16 protein-coding genes are annotated in these 19,305 nt (G+C 52.2%); 7 read left to right on the forward strand and 9 right to left on the reverse strand.

Features of this window, described 5'->3' with window-relative positions; all coding sequences use genetic code 11:
- Positions 1 to 148 precede the first annotated feature (148 nt).
- From AB9F26_RS17435 to acs, 6 genes are all read left to right on the forward strand, one after another.
- Positions 149 to 1,492 carry a substrate-binding protein gene (locus tag AB9F26_RS17435; RefSeq protein ID WP_369768607.1) on the forward strand — a complete coding sequence of 448 codons (1,344 nt, stop codon included), beginning with the start codon at positions 149 to 151 and terminating at the stop codon, positions 1,490 to 1,492.
- Between the two features lie 97 nt (positions 1,493 to 1,589).
- Positions 1,590 to 2,621, forward strand: coding sequence for a branched-chain amino acid ABC transporter permease (locus AB9F26_RS17440; RefSeq protein WP_335585738.1), 1,032 nt, complete (start codon positions 1,590 to 1,592; stop codon positions 2,619 to 2,621).
- Between the two features lie 2 nt (positions 2,622 to 2,623).
- Positions 2,624 to 3,847: a branched-chain amino acid ABC transporter permease gene (locus tag AB9F26_RS17445; protein ID WP_335585739.1), complete on the forward strand. Its 1,224-nt coding sequence runs from the start codon at positions 2,624 to 2,626 to the stop codon at positions 3,845 to 3,847.
- A gap of 14 nt (positions 3,848 to 3,861) precedes the next feature.
- Positions 3,862 to 4,620, forward strand: a complete 759-nt coding sequence (locus AB9F26_RS17450; protein WP_039002515.1) for an ABC transporter ATP-binding protein — start codon at positions 3,862 to 3,864, stop codon at positions 4,618 to 4,620.
- Between the two features lie 9 nt (positions 4,621 to 4,629).
- Positions 4,630 to 5,373: an ABC transporter ATP-binding protein gene (locus AB9F26_RS17455; RefSeq protein ID WP_335585740.1), complete on the forward strand. Its 744-nt coding sequence runs from the start codon at positions 4,630 to 4,632 to the stop codon at positions 5,371 to 5,373.
- A gap of 138 nt (positions 5,374 to 5,511) precedes the next feature.
- Positions 5,512 to 7,461, forward strand: coding sequence for an acetate--CoA ligase (gene acs, locus AB9F26_RS17460; protein WP_335585741.1), 1,950 nt, complete (start codon positions 5,512 to 5,514; stop codon positions 7,459 to 7,461).
- A 143-nt stretch (positions 7,462 to 7,604) separates the two neighbouring features.
- Here acs and AB9F26_RS17465 read toward each other — a convergent pair whose 3' ends face one another.
- From AB9F26_RS17465 to AB9F26_RS17495, 7 genes are all read right to left on the reverse strand, one after another.
- On the reverse strand, positions 7,605 to 8,588 hold the full coding sequence (locus AB9F26_RS17465; RefSeq protein WP_335585742.1) for an ABC transporter substrate-binding protein: 984 nt from the start codon (positions 8,586 to 8,588) through the stop codon (positions 7,605 to 7,607).
- A gap of 35 nt (positions 8,589 to 8,623) precedes the next feature.
- On the reverse strand, positions 8,624 to 9,430 hold the full coding sequence (locus AB9F26_RS17470) for an ABC transporter permease (RefSeq protein ID WP_369768636.1): 807 nt from the start codon (positions 9,428 to 9,430) through the stop codon (positions 8,624 to 8,626).
- 38 nt (positions 9,431 to 9,468) lie between these two features.
- Positions 9,469 to 10,344, reverse strand: a complete 876-nt coding sequence (locus AB9F26_RS17475; protein ID WP_369768608.1) for an ABC transporter permease — start codon at positions 10,342 to 10,344, stop codon at positions 9,469 to 9,471.
- Between the two features lie 65 nt (positions 10,345 to 10,409).
- Positions 10,410 to 11,192 carry an ABC transporter ATP-binding protein gene (locus AB9F26_RS17480; RefSeq protein WP_369768609.1) on the reverse strand — a complete coding sequence of 261 codons (783 nt, stop codon included), beginning with the start codon at positions 11,190 to 11,192 and terminating at the stop codon, positions 10,410 to 10,412.
- A gap of 68 nt (positions 11,193 to 11,260) precedes the next feature.
- Positions 11,261 to 12,721: a dihydropyrimidinase gene (gene hydA, locus AB9F26_RS17485; protein ID WP_369768610.1), complete on the reverse strand. Its 1,461-nt coding sequence runs from the start codon at positions 12,719 to 12,721 to the stop codon at positions 11,261 to 11,263.
- A gap of 36 nt (positions 12,722 to 12,757) precedes the next feature.
- The gene (locus tag AB9F26_RS17490; RefSeq protein WP_369768611.1) at positions 12,758 to 14,008 is read right to left on the reverse strand and encodes a Zn-dependent hydrolase; all 1,251 of its coding nucleotides are present in this window, start codon (positions 14,006 to 14,008) and stop codon (positions 12,758 to 12,760) included.
- Between the two features lie 10 nt (positions 14,009 to 14,018).
- Positions 14,019 to 15,299 (reverse strand): aspartate aminotransferase family protein, encoded by a 1,281-nt coding sequence (locus tag AB9F26_RS17495; protein WP_335585794.1) that lies wholly within the window; start codon positions 15,297 to 15,299, stop codon positions 14,019 to 14,021.
- A gap of 298 nt (positions 15,300 to 15,597) precedes the next feature.
- Here AB9F26_RS17495 and AB9F26_RS17500 point away from each other — a divergent pair, with 298 nt between their 5' ends.
- The gene (locus AB9F26_RS17500; RefSeq protein ID WP_335585748.1) at positions 15,598 to 16,221 is read left to right on the forward strand and encodes a TetR family transcriptional regulator C-terminal domain-containing protein; all 624 of its coding nucleotides are present in this window, start codon (positions 15,598 to 15,600) and stop codon (positions 16,219 to 16,221) included.
- Positions 16,222 to 16,273: 52 nt separating this feature from the next.
- Here the strand turns inward: AB9F26_RS17500 and preA are convergent, their stop codons facing one another.
- Together preA and AB9F26_RS17510 are read right to left on the reverse strand one after the other, a co-directional pair.
- Positions 16,274 to 17,572, reverse strand: a complete 1,299-nt coding sequence (gene preA, locus AB9F26_RS17505) for an NAD-dependent dihydropyrimidine dehydrogenase subunit PreA (protein ID WP_335585749.1) — start codon at positions 17,570 to 17,572, stop codon at positions 16,274 to 16,276.
- A gap of 3 nt (positions 17,573 to 17,575) precedes the next feature.
- The gene (locus tag AB9F26_RS17510) at positions 17,576 to 18,916 is read right to left on the reverse strand and encodes an NAD(P)-dependent oxidoreductase (protein WP_335585750.1); all 1,341 of its coding nucleotides are present in this window, start codon (positions 18,914 to 18,916) and stop codon (positions 17,576 to 17,578) included.
- Positions 18,917 to 19,305: the final 389 nt, after the last annotated feature.

The raw sequence follows: 19,305 nt of genomic DNA on the forward strand, positions 1-19,305 counted from the left end.
ATGTCTATATCTTTACAAAAATAATCTTTGTTTAAAAGCTATTGTTGCGAAATTTTCGAACCCGGACGAATACTGTTCATGTTCTGTAAAGGGCGAGTGGCATATGCGGAGGAGGCATATGTTACTTAATTCAATCGGGAGGATATGAATGTCCAATTTACTCACTCGTCGTGGTTTACTTAAAACCAGTGCCATCGCTGGCGCTGGTCTTGCTGTTCCCACGATTTTCACAGCGTCGTCCGCAGCGGCCTATACCAATGCCCCTGACGGCAGTGGCGTAACGCTTGGTTTTAACGTACCCCAAACTGGCGCTTATGCCGACGAGGGTGCTGACGAACTTCGTGCCTACCAACTCGCAGTTGAGCACCTGAACGGTGGCGGCGACGGCGGCATGATGAACACCTTTAGCTCCAAGACATTGGATGGCACGGGTATTCTGGGTAACGAAGTTAAATTCGTAACCGGCGATACACAAACCAAATCCGATGCGGCGCGGGCTTCTGCTAAATCCATGATCGAAAAAGACGGCGCAGTGATGATCACAGGCGGCTCTTCTTCGGGCGTTGCAATTGCGGTTCAAGGTCTCTGTCAAGAAGCAGGCGTGATTTTCATGGCCGGCCTGACACACTCCAACGACACCACAGGTAAAGACAAAAAAGCCAATGGCTTCCGTCACTTCTTCAACGCATATATGTCCGCCGCTGCTTTGGCGCCTGTGCTTGAAAAAATGTATGGTAACGACCGCGTCGCGTATCACTTGACGGCGGATTACTCATGGGGCTGGACACAAGAAGAGTCCATCGCCGCAGCCACAGAAGCCATGGGCTGGACCACTGTGAACAAGGTGCGCACACCGCTCGCCTCTACAGACTTCAGCTCGTATATCGCACCTGTGTTGAACTCCGGCGCAGATGTTCTGATTCTGAACCACTACGGCGGAAACATGGTGAACTCGCTGACCAACGCTGTTCAGTTTGGTCTGCGTGAAAAGCAAGTCAACGGCAAGAACTTTGAAATTGTTGTGCCTCTTTACTCCCGCCTCATGGCGCGTGGTGCGGGCGAAAACGTTAAAGGTATCTTTGGCTCGACAAACTGGCACTGGTCCCTTCAGGACGAAGCGTCGCAAGCCTTCGTGCGCTCCTTTGGCGCGAAATATGGCTTCCCACCAAGTCAGGCCGCACACACGGTTTACTGTCAGACACTTCTTTATGCGGATGCGGCACAACGCGCGGGTACGTTTAACCCATGTGGTATCGTTGAAGCGCTTGAAGGCTTTGAGTTTGATGGTCTTGGCAACGGTCCAACACTTTACCGTGCCGAAGATCACCAGTGCTTCAAAGACGTGCTTGTTGTGAAGGGTAAAGAGAACCCAGAAAACGAGTTTGACCTTCTTGAAATCGTTGAAGTTACCCCAGTAAGCCAAGTGACTTACGCCCCAGACAACCCCATGTTTGCGGGTGGTGCTTTGGGTCAATGTAACCCAGGCGCTTAAGGCTTGATCGACAATGGTTGGGCGCATGCGTTGCGCCCAACCCCCTTGGCCCTACAAATGTAGGCGCCCCAAATCATAAAAAAATCGGGTGGGGATAATGGACACGCTCCTTCTTCAAATTCTGAATGGGTTGGACAAAGGGTCTGCGTATGCGCTGATCGCTTTGGGCCTAACTCTAATTTTCGGCACGTTGGGGGTGGTCAATTTTGCCCACGGTGCGCTGTTCATGCTTGGCTCATTTTGTGCCGTCACCTTTAGCAGACTCCTAAGTTTGTCATCCGTCAAGTTGGACGAGACGAAAGTTGATTTCCTCGGCAATCCCGCTGAGATCAAGACCCCCTATGTTGAAGCATGGTTTGGCCCCGAAACGGGTGCAGCCATCATCGACTGGGCGGTCCCACTTTCCCTCCTCCTTGCTATACCTTTCATGATCCTTGTCGGCTTCGTTATGGAGCGCGGGTTGATCAAACATTTCTACAAACGCCCCCACGCGGACCAAATCCTTGTGACCTTCGGGTTGGCGATTGTCCTTCAGGAAATCATCAAGGCGATCTACGGCGCAAACCCCATTCCTACACCGGCCCCGGATGTCTTCAGAGGCTCGTTTGACTTTGGCCTCGCCTTTGGTATGGACGCAAATAAAATCATCTACCCCTACTGGCGCATGGTTTACTTTAGCTTCTCCCTCGTGGTGATTGGTGCGGTCTTTAGCTTTTTGCAATTCACCACCTTTGGGATGGTTGTGCGTGCCGGTATGGCCGACCGCGAAACCGTCGGGCTCCTTGGCATCGACATCGACAAACGCTTTACCTTTATGTTCGGGATTGCGGCCGCCGTCGCGGGGGTTGCTGGGGCGATGTATACGCCGATCAACTCGCCCAACTACCATATGGGGATGGACTTCCTCGTACTAAGCTTTGTTGTTGTGGTTGTTGGCGGTATGGGCAGCCTTCCGGGCGCCGTGCTTGCGGGCTTCATGCTAGGGATACTTGAGAGCTTTGCTTCCATGAATTGGATCAAAGACATCATCCCTGGAATTGACCAGATCATCATCTATCTGGTTGCAATTATCATTCTGCTCACCCGTCCTCGCGGACTTATGGGCCGCAAAGGTGTGATGGAGGAATAATCATGCTAGGTCTCAACAAAAAAGACACCAAATTTCTGCTGCTCGTGATCGCTTTGACCATGTTGACGCCGTTTCTCACGCAACCTTTCGCCGAAAATTCCGGCTTGGCGCAATTCAACGCGGGCTACCCTGATCTCATGCAACGCTTTGCGATCTATGGTATTTTCGCGATCGGGTTCAACATCCTCTTTGGCCTCACGGGCTACCTCTCCTTTGGGCACGCAGCCTTTCTGGGCGTGGGGTCTTACTCCGCAGTCTGGATGATGAAACTCCTCACCGTAAACGTCATTCCTGGAATTATTCTGGCGATTATTGTCTCGGGCCTCTTTGCCCTCGTGATTGGATATGTTTCGCTGCGCCGGTCTGGGATCTACTTCTCGATCCTCACACTTGCCTTGGCACAGATGAGCTTCAACCTCGCCTATTCGGTACTTACCCCCATCACAAACGGGGAAACCGGCTTGCAATTGGCCCTAGATGATCCGCGCATCCTTATGGCGAAAAACACTTCGGGTTCGCTTCCAAACACCAACCTCTTTGGCCTTTCGATGAACAGTTCCGCCAAATGGGAAGTCCTTGGACACGTATTCACCTTCAACGTTGGCTACTACTTCTGTGGCGTGATTGCAGTGATTGCCTTCTACATCAGCCTGCGCATCTTCCGCTCCCCTTTTGGGCTGATGTTGCGCGCGGTTAAAACCAACCAAACACGCATGAGCTATACTGGTTTGAATGCGCGTCCCTACACTTTGGCCGCTTTCGTGATCTCGGGTATGTACGCAGGTTTGGCGGGTGGTTTACTGGCCTCGATGGATCCCCTCGCGGGCGCCGAACGAATGCAATGGACCGCTTCTGGCGAGGTTGTCATCATGACCATTCTCGGCGGTGCAGGTACATTGATGGGCCCTGTCCTTGGGGCTGGCTTCATCAAGTATTTCGAGAACATCTTCTCAAAAATCAACGATACGGTTTTGCACGGTTGGTTTAATTTCCTACCTGATGGTCTGGAAAACCTCCTTGTGACGCTGATCCACCCCTTCGTTGGCAAAGGCTGGCACCTGACCCTTGGCGCGCTCTTTATGCTCGTCGTGATCTTCCTGCCAGGAGGGCTGATGGAAGGCGGACAACGCATCACGAAATGGATTAAAAACAAGCGCAGTGGCGGGGGGGATCCAAACTCTAACAAAACGCATGCCCCGAAACCCACTCCTCACGTGGCCGAATAAGAAAGGATACGAACATGGGTATTCTAGAAGTAAAAAACGTCGGCAAGCGGTTTGGGGGGCTCCAGGCACTCGGAGACGTCAACCTCAGCATTGCTGAAAACACCGTTCATGCAATTATCGGCCCAAACGGGGCCGGTAAATCCACCCTCCTCAACGTTTTGGTTGGCAAACTCATTCCCGATACGGGTTCAGTGATGTTCGACGGCCAATCTGTTTTGGGGCGTAAGCCGCATGAAATCAATCAGATGGGCATTTCCCGTGTGTTTCAAACACCCGAGATTTTTGCCGATCTCACGGTTTTAGAAAACGTTCTGATCCCCTGCTTTGCAAAACGTGACGGGTCCTACCGCTTGCACGCCTTGGAAACCGTTGAAAACGAAGTGGACATTAACGAGCAAGCAGAAAAAATGTTGCTCGATGTGAATATGCAAGACAAACTGCACATGACAGCAAGCTCCCTCTCTCGCGGGGATAAGCGACGCCTTGAGATGGCCATGTGCTTGGTCCAAGAACCGCGCCTGTTGCTGTTAGACGAACCAACGGCTGGCATGGCGCGCGCCGATACCAATAATACCATCGACCTGCTCAAGGAAATCAAAGATAGCCGCGACATTACTATGGCCATCATTGAGCACGACATGCATGTGGTCTTCTCGCTCGCGGAACGCATCACCGTTCTCGCCCAAGGCACTCCATTGGTCGAAGACACCCCCGAAAACATCAAGGGTCACCCCAAGGTAAAAGAAGCTTACCTCGGCGAAACTCAGGAATAGGAGGCCCACATGGCTCTCGCGAAAAACGCAAACCACGCCGCCACGGCTCCGGCCTTTTTCTCCGTCTGGGATTTACATGCTTACTATGGCGAGAGCTACATCGTCCAAGGGGTGAGTTTTAACGTGCATGAAGGCGAAATCCTTGCCCTTCTCGGCCGCAATGGTGCGGGTAAAACCTCAACCTTACGGGCTCTGGCACGTCTCGATGATCCGATGCTTACCCATGGTGAAATCTGGCTCGATCATCAAAATTTGCATAAAATGAAGGCGCATGAAGCGTCGCGTGCAGGCTTGGCCCTAGTTCCCGAGGATCGCCGTATTATTCAGGGTCTTACGGTTGAAGAGAACCTGCAACTTGCGCAGATTGCCGAGCCTATTGGCTGGTCGCTTGAGCGCCTCTATGAGTTGTTCCCGCGCCTTGGCGAACGTCGCAAGCAGGAAGGCGTCACGCTTTCGGGCGGTGAGCAACAAATGCTCGCCATCGCCCGCGCCCTTGCCCGCGATATTAGGGTTTTGTTGCTAGATGAGCCCTATGAAGGGCTTGCGCCTGTCATCGTTGACGAGATTGAGAAAACCCTCAACATCATCAAAGCGCAAGGCATCACCACCGTGATCGTTGAGCAAAATGCCATTCGTGCGCTAAAACTTGCAGATCGTGCGGTCATTTTGGATACCGGGACCGTCGTTTTTGACGGCCTTGCTGACGAGGTCCTTAACGACGACAAATTGCGCGCGGAATACCTCGCTATTTAAAGCACGGCGCAGTTTCAAACGGCCCCGCAGAAAAATGCGGGACCACCCCTCGCGCTTTGCGCAAAAAGTGGTAAACATCGACCAAGGAATTTGTGCCCAGTCTCCTCACGCTGCGCACATCGGGAGGAGAGACTTCAAATGAGTGATAAAACCTACGCACCCAGCGCCGCATTTTCTGCAGAGGCTCACGCAGATAAAGCCACTTACGAAAAAATGTATGCCGCGTCGATCGCGGACCCCGATGCGTTTTGGGGCGAGCACGGCAAGCGAATTGACTGGATCAAGCCCTATACCGAAGTTTCAAACTCGAATTTCGAACTCGGAAGTGTGAACATCAATTGGTACGCCGACGGAACCCTCAATGTGGCTGCCAATTGTATCGATCGCCATCTTGCAACGCGCGGCGACCAAACGGCGATCATTTTTGAACCTGATAGCCCCGACACCCCCGCGCAACACATCACCTATAAACAGCTGCATGAAAACGTCTGTCGGCTTGCGAATGTCTTTAAATCTCAAGGCGTAACCAAGGGCGACCGCGTTGTCCTTTATATGCCCATGATCCCAGAGGCCGCCTACGCGATGTTGGCCTGCGCGCGCATCGGCGCGGTGCACTCTATTGTTTTTGCTGGATTTTCACCGGATGCGCTTGCCAATCGCATTAACGGCAGCGCGGCGAAACTCGTCATTACAGCCGACGAAGCCCCGCGCGGCGGACGCAATACAGCCCTCAAATCAAACGCAGACGCGGCACTTTTGCACTGTAACGACAAAGTAAAATGCTTGGTGGTAAAACACACGGGCGGCCAAACCACTTGGACTGAAGGGCGCGACATCGACGTCAAAGCGGAAATGGCCGCAGCTAGCACCGACTGCGCCCCCGAAGAAATGAATGCCGAAGATCCACTGTTTGTGCTCTACACGTCCGGCTCCACTGGCCAACCCAAGGGCGTTGTCCACTCCTCCGGCGGCTATCTCGTTTACGCCGCGATGACGCACCAGTACACCTTCGATTACCATGACGGCGACGTCTTTTGGTGTACGGCCGATGTGGGTTGGGTTACGGGTCACAGCTATATTATCTACGGCCCTCTCGCCAATGGCGCGACGACTATAATGTTTGAGGGTGTGCCGACATACCCCGACGCGGGGCGCTTCTGGGCGGTTTGCGAGAAACACAAAGTCAACCAATTCTATACAGCCCCAACAGCCATTCGCGCCCTCATGGCGCACGGAAACGGACCCGTTGAAAAACATGACCTTTCCAGCCTCAAACTACTTGGAACCGTGGGCGAGCCCATCAATCCAGAAGCGTGGAATTGGTACAACGACGTGGTCGGAAAAGGCAAATGCCCCATCGTTGACACATGGTGGCAAACCGAAACCGGCGGTCACCTTCTGACCCCCCTCCCCGGCGCAACTGCTACGAAACCTGGCTCCGCAACCCTGCCTTTCTTTGGCATCGCTCCTGTCGTACTTGACGCGACCTCGGGCGAAGAAATCCATGAGACCGAGGCCGAAGGTGTTCTGTGTTTCAAAACAAGCTGGCCCGGCCAAATGCGGACCGTTTTCGGCGACCACGAGCGGTTCGAGAAGACCTATTTTTCCGATTACAAAGGGTATTATTTTGCGGGCGATGGCTGTCGCCGCGATGCGGATGGGTATTACTGGATCACTGGTCGCGTGGATGATGTGATCAACGTTTCTGGCCACCGCATGGGTACTGCCGAAGTCGAAAGTGCATTGGTGGCCCATGCCCATGTCGCCGAAGCGGCGGTTGTTGGCTTCCCGCACCCCATTAAAGGCCAAGGCATTTACGCCTATGTCACCTTGATGAACGGTATTGAGCCAACGGATGAACTCCGCAAAGATCTTGAGAAATGGGTCCGTACGGAAATTGGCCCGATTGCCAAACCCGATATCATCCAATGGGCCCCGGGATTGCCAAAAACGCGTTCTGGAAAAATCATGCGCCGTATTTTGCGCAAAATTGCCGAAGATGACTATGGCTCCTTGGGCGATACGTCGACTCTGGCGGACCCAGGTGTTGTAGATGAGCTTATCTCGACCCGTATCGAGCTAAAGTAATTCAGCTAAAATCGTGAGAGTTAAGGCCACTCCTTGTCGGGGTGGCCCTTTTTTGTTGTGCTTCGGAAGTATCAAAGACTGGCAAGCGTGCGACAAAAAAGGGCGCCCCCAAAGGAGACGCCCTAGAAAGTAAAATCAGTCGCCTATTTCAATGCGGCGTCTGTGATGGCCAATGTATAGGCCCCTTCAGGCATTTTGGAGATGACAGGATCAGAGCCACCGCCCAAGAGAGTCGCAACCGTACGATCATAATCCGCGATGTCGAGCGCGCCGTTTGATCCCGCTGTAAGCTTAGCAATTTCGCGCATCATGCGCTCTTGGTGCTTCTCAGTTTGCGCACCTGTTTCGTCATTGTCCAAAACAATTGACGCAGCTTCGTCTGGGTTTTCTTCTGCCCATTTCCAGCCCTTCATTGAAGCACGCACAAAGCGTTCAAGCTTGTCGACTTCCGCAGGATCAGCAAGCTTGTCCTCTAGAACGTAAAGACCATCTTCAAGTGTCGAAACGCCTTCGTCCTCATACTTGAACGTCACCAAATCATCAGGAGTAAGCCCTGCGTCAATCACCTGCCAGTACTCGTTATAGGTCATTGTCGACACACAATCGGCCTGCCCCTGCAACAATGGATCAACGTTAAACCCTTGCTTTAGAACAGTTACACCGTCGCCACCCTCTGTGGTGTAGCCAAGGGTGCTCATCCAGCTCAGGAAAGGATACTCGTTGCCATAGAACCAAACACCAAGTGTTTTTCCGGCGAAATCCGTAGCGGGAGCAACAATGCCGCTTTCCTTGAGACACGTAAGCATCATGCCGGAGCTTTTGAACGGTTGTGCAATGTTCACGAGCGGAAGTCCCGCCTCGCGCGCGGCCAAAGCAGAAGGCATCCAATCCACAACAACATCGGCACCACCACCCGCGATAACCTGTGCTGGCGCCACATCGGGGCCGCCGGGTTTGATCGTAACGTTCAGGTCTTCTTCGTCGTAAAATCCTTGATCAAGAGCCACGTAATAGCCCGCGAATTGAGCCTGCGTCACCCATTTAAGTTGCAAAGTAAGATCATCAGCAGCATTCGCCGCACCCGCAGCAAAGCCCAAAGCTAGAGCGCTTGTCAGTAGTTTTTTCATTGGTAGTCTCCCATGTTGATTAGTTTTTTTAATTATCACCGACGCCGCTGAGACGGATGCCAAAAGGTTACCTTTTTCTCAACGAACGCCACAAATCCATAAAACAACGATCCCGAAATTGCCGCAATCGTAATTTCTGCCCACACCATATCAAGCCCTAAACGCCCGACCTCGGTTGAAATGCGGAACCCCATCCCACGAGTCGGAGAACCGAAAAATTCAGCAACGATTGCCCCAATAAGCGCCAGTGTTGTCGCAATTTTAAGCCCATTAAAAACAAACGGCATCGCAACAGGAAGGCGCAGTTTAAACAAGCTTTGCCAATAACTTGCTGCATAACTCTGCATCAAATCGCGTTGCATTGCATCTGTTTCTTTTAGCCCTTGAACCGTATTGACCAGCATTGGGAAAAACACCATCGCAACCACAACTGCGGCTTTGGAATGCCAATCAAACCCGAACCACATCACGAGGATGGGCGCAGTACCAATTATGGGCAAGGCCGCGACAAAGTTGCCAACTGGAAGCAGACCACGTTGCAAAAACGGAGAGCGATCAATCGCAATTGCGATCAGAAACGCGGAGCCACAACCGATGATATACCCCGTCAAAGCGCCCTTTACAAAGGTTTGAACAAAATCCGTCCAAAGAATTGGTAGACTTTCACTCAGCCGTACCGCGATGGCGCTTGGCGGCGGCAAAATTACGGCAGGCACTTCTATGCCCCGCACAAGCCCTTCCCAAACAACCAGAATTGTGACGCCAAACAGTGTCGGCACAAAAAGTTTTCCCGCACGCGTTTTCGCCAAAACGCTATTGGCGATTTTAATATTCACACCCATGGCCGCAGCCCAAAAAAGCAGTACAGAAACGATCCAAATCATTGCGTCATCCCCATTCTACGCAACGTGACGCGTTGTAAAAAACCAATAAATCCAACGAGACAGGCCGCCATAACCGCTGCCGAAAACAAAGCGCTCCAAATTTGGATGGTCTGCCCGTAATAACTCCCCGTCAACATTCGGCCGCCGAAACCACGCAACGGGCTGGATGAAAGTTCCGCTACAATCGCGCCGATCAGCGCCGCAGCAATCCCGATTTTCAGACTTGTAAAAAAGTAGGGCATCGAGTTTGGGAGGCGCAATTTCCAAAACGTCTCAGCCCCACTGGCATTGTAGGTTTTCATTAGATCAAGTTGCATATTATTGGGTGCACGCAGTCCCTTCACCATGCCAACAACGACCGGAAAAAACGACAAATAGGCTGCAATAATGGCCTTGGGCAACAGTCCCTGCACCCCGATAGAGTTCATAACGACCACGATCATCGGCGCGATGGCAAGGATCGGAATAGTTTGGCTAGCGATCGCCCACGGCATAACGCTCATATCCATCGCCTTGTTGTAGACGATGCCCACGGCCAATAGAATTCCACCGATCGTACCGATGGCGAAACCAACCAACGTTGAACTCAAGGTAATCCACCCGTGATAAATCAAGCTTCGTTTAGACAGACCCTTGCCCTCAAGCACCATGGCGCCCGTAGTTTTCCAGATTTCTTGCGTCACTTGATGGGGAGCCGGGAGCTTGGGCCGGTCTTGGGCCATTGTATCCGCGACGATTTCGTTCAGCGTAAGCTCAACATTTGCACGGCGCGCTTGGTCTTGCGTCCAGGTTTTGTTCATTTGGTAAGTTCCAAAATACCAAACAACAATGATTGCCGTAACAACCGTCAATATTGGAAAAATGCTACGCATAAGAGAATTTCCCTTCCAATATCGCACTGTTTTGCCAGTCGATGTTCGAAAATAACAAGCCCACATCAATCATCGCTATGACCTGCACGTAAGCCTTCCCGCACCCGATGTGCAATTTCGATAAACTCGGGACTTTCACGAATGTCCAGCGGCCGTTCTTTGGGCAGCGTACTTTCAATGACGTCAGCAATGCGTCCGGGCCGCGGACTCATAACGACGATCTTGGTGCTCAGATACACGGCTTCCGGAATCGAGTGCGTAACAAAGCCAATTGTTTTGTTGGTTCGCGCCCAGAGCTTTAGCAACTGTTCATTCAAATGATCTCGCACGATCTCGTCTAAAGCACCAAAGGGTTCATCCATCAGCAAAATATCGGCGTCAAACGCAAGGGCCCTCGCGATACTCGCGCGCTGTTGCATACCACCCGATAACTGCCACGGAAATTTATTGCCAAAATTCGCCAACTCAACAAGTTCGAGTACTTTCTCGACCTTCTCATTTTGCTCAGACTTAGAAAACCCCATGATTTCAAGGGGCAGTCGGATATTCCCCGCAATCGTGCGCCACGGATAAAGGCCCGCCGCCTGAAAAACAAACCCGTAGGCGCGCTTCTGACGTGCTTCCTCCGCACTCACTCCTTTGACGGTCAATTCCCCAGCCGACGGCGTCTCAAGAGCAGCAATCGTACGTAAAAACGTAGTTTTTCCGCACCCCGACGGTCCGATGAAGCTAACAAAATCGCCTTGGTTGATCTTAAGGCTAATATCCTTTAGCGCGTGGACTGGACCATCGTTTGTTTGAAATGTCAGGTCCAGATTTTTAGCTTCTATTACAGTTGCTTGGCTCACGCCGTCCCCCTTGAGATTGCCGGTTTTCCGGTCATTTTTGTACGTGCCGACACTGCCGGCACGTTGATTTAGATTCCCGCAGGAATGTTCATTGGATCCCTTTTAATTGTGCGTGGAGAGTTGAGTTCTTTCCACTTACTCAAGGCTTTTGAAGCGCTCGAGAAGGCCGGCCTTGGTACAAAGCGCCCGCGACCAGGTTGAGGCTGGCTATTCTGCCCCCATGCCCAAATAACTTCGCCACGGCTCAAGGTATAACGACTTTGAGCTTTAACATCGAACCCTTCAAACACGTTGTAATCCAAGACAGAATGGTGATTGGCTTGGCTGATTGTTTTTGAAATTTTTGGGTCCCAAACAACGATATCTGCATCGGCCCCTTCCATTATCGCCCCTTTTTTCGGATATATATTTAGGATTTTTGCAATGTTTGTTGAGGTTACGGCCACAAATTCATTGGGGGTCAAGCGGCCCGTTTCAACGCCCTCTGTCCAGAGAACAGCAAGCCGTTCTTCCACCCCATTTGAGCCGTTCGGAATGAGGCAAAAGTTATCTTTCCCCATCAGTTTTTGCTCTGAATTAAAGGCGGCATGGTCCGTCGCGACCACTTGCAATGACCCGCTCTGAAGACCCGCCCAAAGGCTGGCTTGATGCTCTTTATTACGGAACGGCGGGCTCATTACGCGCCGCGCCGAATGCATCCAATCGCCTTTGAAATACTCGCTTTCGTCCAATGTCAGGAATTGAATCAACGGCTCGCCGTAAATCCGCATGCCTTTTTGACGCGCCCGACGAATGGCCTCATGGGCCTGCTCACAGGAAACATGGACAATATAGAGCGGCGTTCCCGCGGCATCGGCAATCGTAATCGCACGATTTGCCGCCTCGCCCTCAAGTTCTGGCGGACGCGAATAGGCGTGCCCTTCTGGGCCTGTGATGCCTTCGGCTAAGTATTTTTTCTGAAGGATATCAACGATGTCACCGTTCTCGGCATGCACCATCGGCAGCGCACCAAGCTCCTTGCAGCGCTGGAAAGATGCGAACATTTCGTCGTCTTCCACCATCAATGCGCCCTTATAAGCCATGAAGTGCTTGAACGAATTGACTCCCATATCGACCGCGTCTTTCATCTCGCGGTAGATGTCTTCATTCCAGCCCGTGATCGCCATGTGATAGCCGATGTCGGAACAGATTTGCGGTGCGGATTTGCGGTGCCACTCGTTGATCGCGTTTTTTATCGAGCCATCAGGGCCGGGCAAACAGAAATCAATTAACATCGTGGTGCCACCGGCCGCCGCGGCCCATGTTCCACTCTCAAAAGTCTCCGCCGCCGTCGTGCCCATAAAGGGCATTTCTAGATGGGTGTGCGGATCAATCCCGCCGGGGATCACATAGGCCCCTTCCGCATCAATATATGTGTCGCCCGAGAGGTTTTCGCCGATCTGTTTGATGGTCTCGCCCTCAATCAGAACATCAGCCTTCCACGTGCGATCCGCAGTGCAAACGGTTCCGTTTTTGATGACTTTGGTCATAACATTTTTCCTTCCAATGACAGCGGGACGTGCAGATTACTCGACAATCTCAGCTGTTTCCAAAACGGCGTGCAGCAGAACATCTGTGCCTGCGGTCGCCCATTCTTGCGATATTTCTTCGGCCTCATTGTGAGAAAGGCCATCAACACAGGGGCACATAACCATCGCGGTCGGTGCCACTCTGTTGATCCAACAGGCGTCATGCCCTGCACCAGAGATCAGGTCGCGATGTGAATACCCCAAGCGCTCGGCGGCATTGCGAACGGCCGTTACGCAGGTTTCATCAAAGGTAACAGGATCAAATCCACCCGTTTTCTCAAACGAAACCCCAAGGCCCATTTCGTCACAAATTGCTTGCGCCCCTTCGCGCAGACGCGCTTCCATATCTTGGATGACGGCGAGGTCGGGCGAGCGAAAATCGACGGTGAAAACCACTTTTCCCGGAATCACGTTACGCGAATTTGGATAGACGTCAATGTGGCCCGCCGCGCCAACCGCATGGGGCGCATGCGACATTGCAATTTGGTTCACCAATTCAAGAACATGCGCCAAACCCAACCCCGCATCACGGCGCATCGGCATCGGAGTCGATCCCGTGTGAGAATCTTTGCCTGTGATGGTAACTTCGGTCCAAGAGAGCCCCTGTCCGTGGGTCACGACGCCAATGGTTTTTCCTTCGGTCTCAAGGATTGGCCCCTGCTCAATGTGCAACTCAAAGAACGCATGCATTTTCCGCGCGCCGACGTCTTCGTCACCGCGCCATCCGATCCGCTTCAACTCGTCGCCGAACGTTTTGCCCTCGGCATCTTCGCGCTCGTACGCCCACTCTTGAGTGTGCATTCCCGCGAAAACTCCGCTCGATAACATGGCGGGCGCATAACGCGTGCCCTCTTCGTTGGTCCAGTTGGTAACCACGATTGGGTGTTTGGTTTTGATCCCCAAATCATTCATCGTGCGGAGGAGTTCCAACCCGCCAAGAACGCCTAGAACCCCATCGTATTTTCCACCTGTCGGCTGCGTATCCAAGTGACTGCCGACATAAACCGGCAGCGCATCGGGGTCCGTTCCTTCCCTCTGCGCAAACATATTTCCCATCTGATCAAGGCCCATCGTACAGCCAGCATCCAAGCACCATTTCTGGAACAACGCGCGCCCTTCACCGTCCTCATCCGTTAGGGTCTGACGATTATTTCCGCCAGCAATACCCGGTCCGATTTTTGCCATATCCATGAGACTTTCCCAAAGACGTTCGCCGTTAATTTTGAGGTTTTCACCTGGTGCTGCCATGGGATGCTCCTTAATCCAAAGACTTAAGAACGTCCGATAACGTCCCGATAAGTTTATCAATATGTTCTTTTTCAATAATCAGCGGTGGGCTCAAAGCGATGATGTCACCCGTGGTCCGAACGAGAACTCCCTTATCATAAGCCTTCAAGAAAGCATCAAACGCGCGCTTGGTCGGCTCGCCCGGAATTGGCTCCAATTCCACCGCGCCAATCAAGCCCATGTTGCGAATATCAATCACATGCGGCAACCCCTTCAGACTGTGCAATGCTTCCTCCCAATAGGGAGCCATATCCGCAGCCCGTTTGAACAGTTCTTCCTCGCGATAGGTTTCAAGCGTCGCCAAACCCGCAGCACAGGCCACCGGATTTCCCGAATAGGTATAGCCATGGAAAAGCTCAATCACATGCTCGGGACCGGTCATGAACGCGTCGTGAATTTCAGAAGTAGCCAGAACGGCGCCCATCGGAATCACACCATTCGTCAATCCCTTAGCACAGGTAATCAAATCGGGTGTAACACCAAAATGCTCCGCGCCAAAACTTGAGCCAAGGCGCCCAAATCCCGTGATAACTTCGTCGAAAATCAGGAGGATACCGTGTTTTTTTGTAAGTGCGCGCAGCCGCTCGAGGTATCCCTTGGGCGGCATATACACACCCGCCGACCCTGACATAGGCTCAACAATGACAGCTGCAATTGTGTCTGCACCATGCAATGCGATCATCCGTTCAAGGTCATCCGCAAGCTCAACGCCATGCTCTGGCTGGCCCTTGGTCCAAGCATTCTTCTCGGGCAAATGAGTATGTGGAAGGTGCAAAACACCATTCAAAAGGGTGCCAAACATCCGGCGATTGTTCACAAGTCCGCCGACGGATATCCCACCGAAGTTCACCCCGTGATAGCCTTTTTCGCGCCCCACCAACCGTGTACGTGTGCCTTGCCCAATGGTGCGCTGATAGGCCAGCGCAATTTTGAGTGCAGTCTCAACCGACTCCGAACCGGAATTGGTGTAAAAGACGTGATTGAGTCCGTCAGGTGCCATATCCCGAAGAGTACTCGCCAATTCAAACGCTTTCGGGTGGCCCATCTGGAAAGCCGGAGCATAGTCCATTTCGGCGACTTGCTTTTGAACCGCTTCAGTTATTTTAGGCCGCGCATGACCCGCGTTACAACACCACAAACCCGCAGTTCCGTCCAAAACCTGTTGACCATCAGATGTCGTATAATACATTCCCTCGGCGGCAACAAAAAGGCGCGGAGCCTTCTTAAATTGGCGGTTGGCCGTAAATGGCATCCAAAAAGCGGATAGGTCGTTTGGAATAATTGTGTGATCGTTTGCCACTGTGGCCTCCCTAGGCGGGCATGTTATTTAGCATCCCGCCACCCAAAATAGTTTGACCATTTGGTCAATCTTACGCTAACAGAGGTGAGAAACCAGTCAAGTTTTTCGACCAGTTTTCACGCAGAATTCCTATAGGAATGGCAGGTTTCTGGGAAATAAACAAATAAATTGGCACATTTTTGAGCAGGCCGTTAAAAGCGGCACAGACGATTCCAAAATCGGCGCGAGAGTTCCGAGAGATGAGGCCGAAATGAACAGCAAGCAACCAAAGACACGAATCCAGCAAAAAAACATCTCATTGATTCTTGAGGCCGCTTTGGACGTTTTTTCCCAGTACGGTTTTCGAGGATCGACGCTGGACCATATCGCGAAAACCGCGGGTATGAGCAAACCGAATTTACTCTACTATTTTGCCTCCAAGGAGGCCATCCATACGACTTTGCTTGAGGGCCTCATGGAAACATGGCTCGACCCGTTGTACAAATTAAATGCTGAGGGAAATCCTCGCGACGAAATTCTTGCATATGTTCATCGAAAGCTGCAAATGAGCCGAGATTTTCCGCGCGAAAGCCGACTGTTTGCCAATGAAATACTACAAGGGGCTCCGCGAATTGGACCCGCAATTGAGGGCGAGCTCAAAAGTCTTGTCGACGAAAAATCTTTGGTGATTGATGGCTGGATTGCCGCGGGGAAAATCGCCCCCGTGGATCCACGCCACCTTTTGTTTTCGATCTGGTCCCTGACTCAGCATTATGCCGATTTTGACGTACAGGTGCGTATGGTTTTAGGCGAAGAACGGCCCGACCCGTTTCCGGATGCTGAGGCCTTTCTGGACACCATCTTTACACGGGTTCTGTCCCCTACTCAAACATAAAGGGCCCCGAAAAACAACGAGGCCCCATATTCAATGCTTTTGATATTACCTGTTATTCTGCTGCGAACGACGGGTTGTTGGGGTGTTGTGTCCAGTTGGAATACCCACCGGCTTTCTCGCCCGTCCGCTCGTCAATCGCGCCATCTTCGAGCGTTGTCATCGTGATGCAGTTTTCGACAGGACACACATTAACGCAAAGGTTGCACGCCACGCATTCGCTGTCGTCCACCGTGAAAACACGATCTTCGGACATTAAAATTGCTTGGTGGCTTGTGTCTTCGCAAGCTGCGTAACACCGACCACATTTAATACAATCGTCTTGGTTGATGACTGCTTTTGTGACGTGGTTCAGGTTGAGATACTGCCAATCAGTTACATTCGGCACAGCCATGCCAACGAAATCTGCGGTATTGGTGTGGCCCTTCTCATCCATCCATTCGCTCAGACCTGAAATCATCTCTTCGACGATTTTAAAACCGTAAGTCATAACGGCCGTACAGACCTGAACATTGCCAGCACCAAGTGCCATAAATTCGGCCGCATCGCGCCAAGTGGTAATGCCGCCGATTCCCGAAATTGGCAAACCCGCCGTTTCGGCATTACGGGCGATTTCCGCAACCATATTCATCGCAATCGGCTTCACCGCTGGACCGCAGTATCCGCCGTGTGTGCCTTTGCCATCGATCATGGGCTCAGGGCTCATTGCATCAAGATTGACGCTGGTGATGGAATTGATCGTATTGATTAGACTCACCGCATCCGCGCCGCCTCTGCGCGCGGCTTCCGCAGGCTTGCGCACGTCAGTGATGTTGGGTGTGAGCTTCACAATCACAGGCATACGGGTGTTTTGTTTGCACCACCGTGTGACCATTTCGATGTATTCTGGCACCTGCCCAACAGCCGAGCCCATTCCGCGCTCCGCCATCCCATGGGGGCAGCCAAAGTTGAGTTCAATTCCATCCGCACCCGTTTCTTCGACAACGGGTAGGATAGCTTTCCACGCGTCTTCTTCGCAAGGCACCATGAGGGATACGATCATCGCGCGGTCGGGATAATCCCGCTTTACCGCTTTGATTTCACGAAGGTTTGTCTGCAAAGGACGATCGGTAATCAGCTCGATATTATTGAGACCGAGCAAACGGCGATCCGCTCCGAAAATAGCGCCATACCGTGGGCCGTTTACGTTCACAACAGGCGGCCCTTCGGAACCGAGTGTTTTCCAGACAACCCCGCCCCAACCGGCCTCAAAGGCACGGCGAACGTTGTATTCTTTGTCGGTTGGCGGAGCTGAGGCCAGCCAAAATGGGTTGGGTGATTTGATGCCAACGAAATTGCTTGTTAGATCGGCCATGACTTAGGCACCTCCCATCAAAAATGTATGAATGTCTTCTGCGGCATCGCGCCCTTGGGCGACCCCTGTGACAGTAAGATCATCGCCGCCACTCGCGCAATCTCCGCCAGCCCAAATTCCCGCAATGTTTGTTGCGCCCGTTTCCGAGGTTTGGATTTTGCCGCCCGCCATTGCGATACCCTCTGGGGTTTCGATTAGCGTTTGGCCGATGGCTTTGAATACTTGATCCGCGGGAACGGTGAAAACCTCCCCCGTCCCTTGCAATGCGCCGCGCTCCGAGGTGGTATATTCAAACTCAACGCCCGACGCGGCGCCATTTCCAAGCACGGCTTTAGGTTGCGCGTTGTAGATAATCCGAACGCCTTTGGCCGTTGCCAATTCTTGCTCATAAACACTTGCGCTCATGGCTTCTTTACCACGGCGATAAACCATTGTGACGTTCTCCGCCCCCAATAGTTTGCTTTGGACTGCGGCGTCGACAGCGGTCATCCCGCCGCCGATCACCACAACATTGCGGCCAACGGGAAGGGCAGAAAGATCATCTGCTTGGCGCAAATCTGAAATAAAATCAACGGCATCCAAGACACCATCTTTGTCTTCCCCTGGCGCACGAAGAGCGTTTACTCCCCCAAGACCAATACCAAGGAACACAGCATCATACTCCGCGCGAAGGGTTTCGAGCGCAAGGTTTCCTCCCAAGGCCTTCCCTGTTTTAACGGTAATTCCGCCGATCTCCAAAAGCCACGCGACCTCGCGTTCTGCGAACTCGTCAACGGATTTATAGGCGGCAATCCCAAATTCATTTAACCCACCAGCTTTAGCGCGCGCGTCAAACAGGGTCACATCATGCCCCTTCATCGCCAACCGATGCGCTGCGGCCAAACCCGCTGGTCCGGCTCCAACAACGGCAACTTTTTTGCCCGTCGCCGCAGCCCGTACATAGGGATGAACACCCTTTGCCATCAACGTATCTGTTGCAAATCGCTGCAAACGGCCGATTTCGACAGGTTTCCCCTCGGCGGTTTCGCGCACACAAACTTCTTCACAAAGCGTTTCCGTCGGGCAGACCCGAGCGCACATTCCGCCCAGAATGTTTTGATTAAAAATTGTTCTCGCTGCTGCGTCGGGTGTTCCCGTGGCAATCTGGCGAATGAACAATGGAATATCGATGCTCGTCGGACAGGCGGTCATACATGGAGCGTCATAACAAAAATAGCAGCGATCTGCCGCAACTGCGGCCTCATGGACCTCAAGAGGCGCGTGAAGATCGGAAAAATTCTCGTTGTAGTCCGTGTCTGACAACCTTCCCGAAGCGATTCCGGGGGTAAACTGGCTGTTCGGCATAGGTGCCTCCCTGCTGGCGTGTTTGATATCCAGAGCGTTGCACATGTTTTAGCACTTTCAAAGCAATTTATTGACTAAATGGTCAAAAAATAAAATGCCGCTCTTAAAATGATTATAAATCAAGCAAACTTCCAGTATAAATGCGGCAGAATCTCGTGGCATCACGGTGCCAAGAGCAGAGTTTGGGTCCATTCACTCCATAGAATTCTTCTAACAACCCTGAAATTCTGCCTCCGCTACAACTTCTGTAACAAAATCTTGAGTTTTCGCTCTCGTAAGGTCAAGAATTGTTGTAGGAATGCTTTTCTATCACTTGGCAACTGGCTATAAGCGTCTAAAACACAATTTGGCATGTTGCTGCCAAAGAAGCGGTAACGGAAAACATCGAG

Origin of the sequence: Falsihalocynthiibacter sp. BN13B15, assembly GCF_041205415.1 — a bacterium.
Lineage (GTDB): Bacteria > Pseudomonadota > Alphaproteobacteria > Rhodobacterales > Rhodobacteraceae > Falsihalocynthiibacter > Falsihalocynthiibacter arcticus.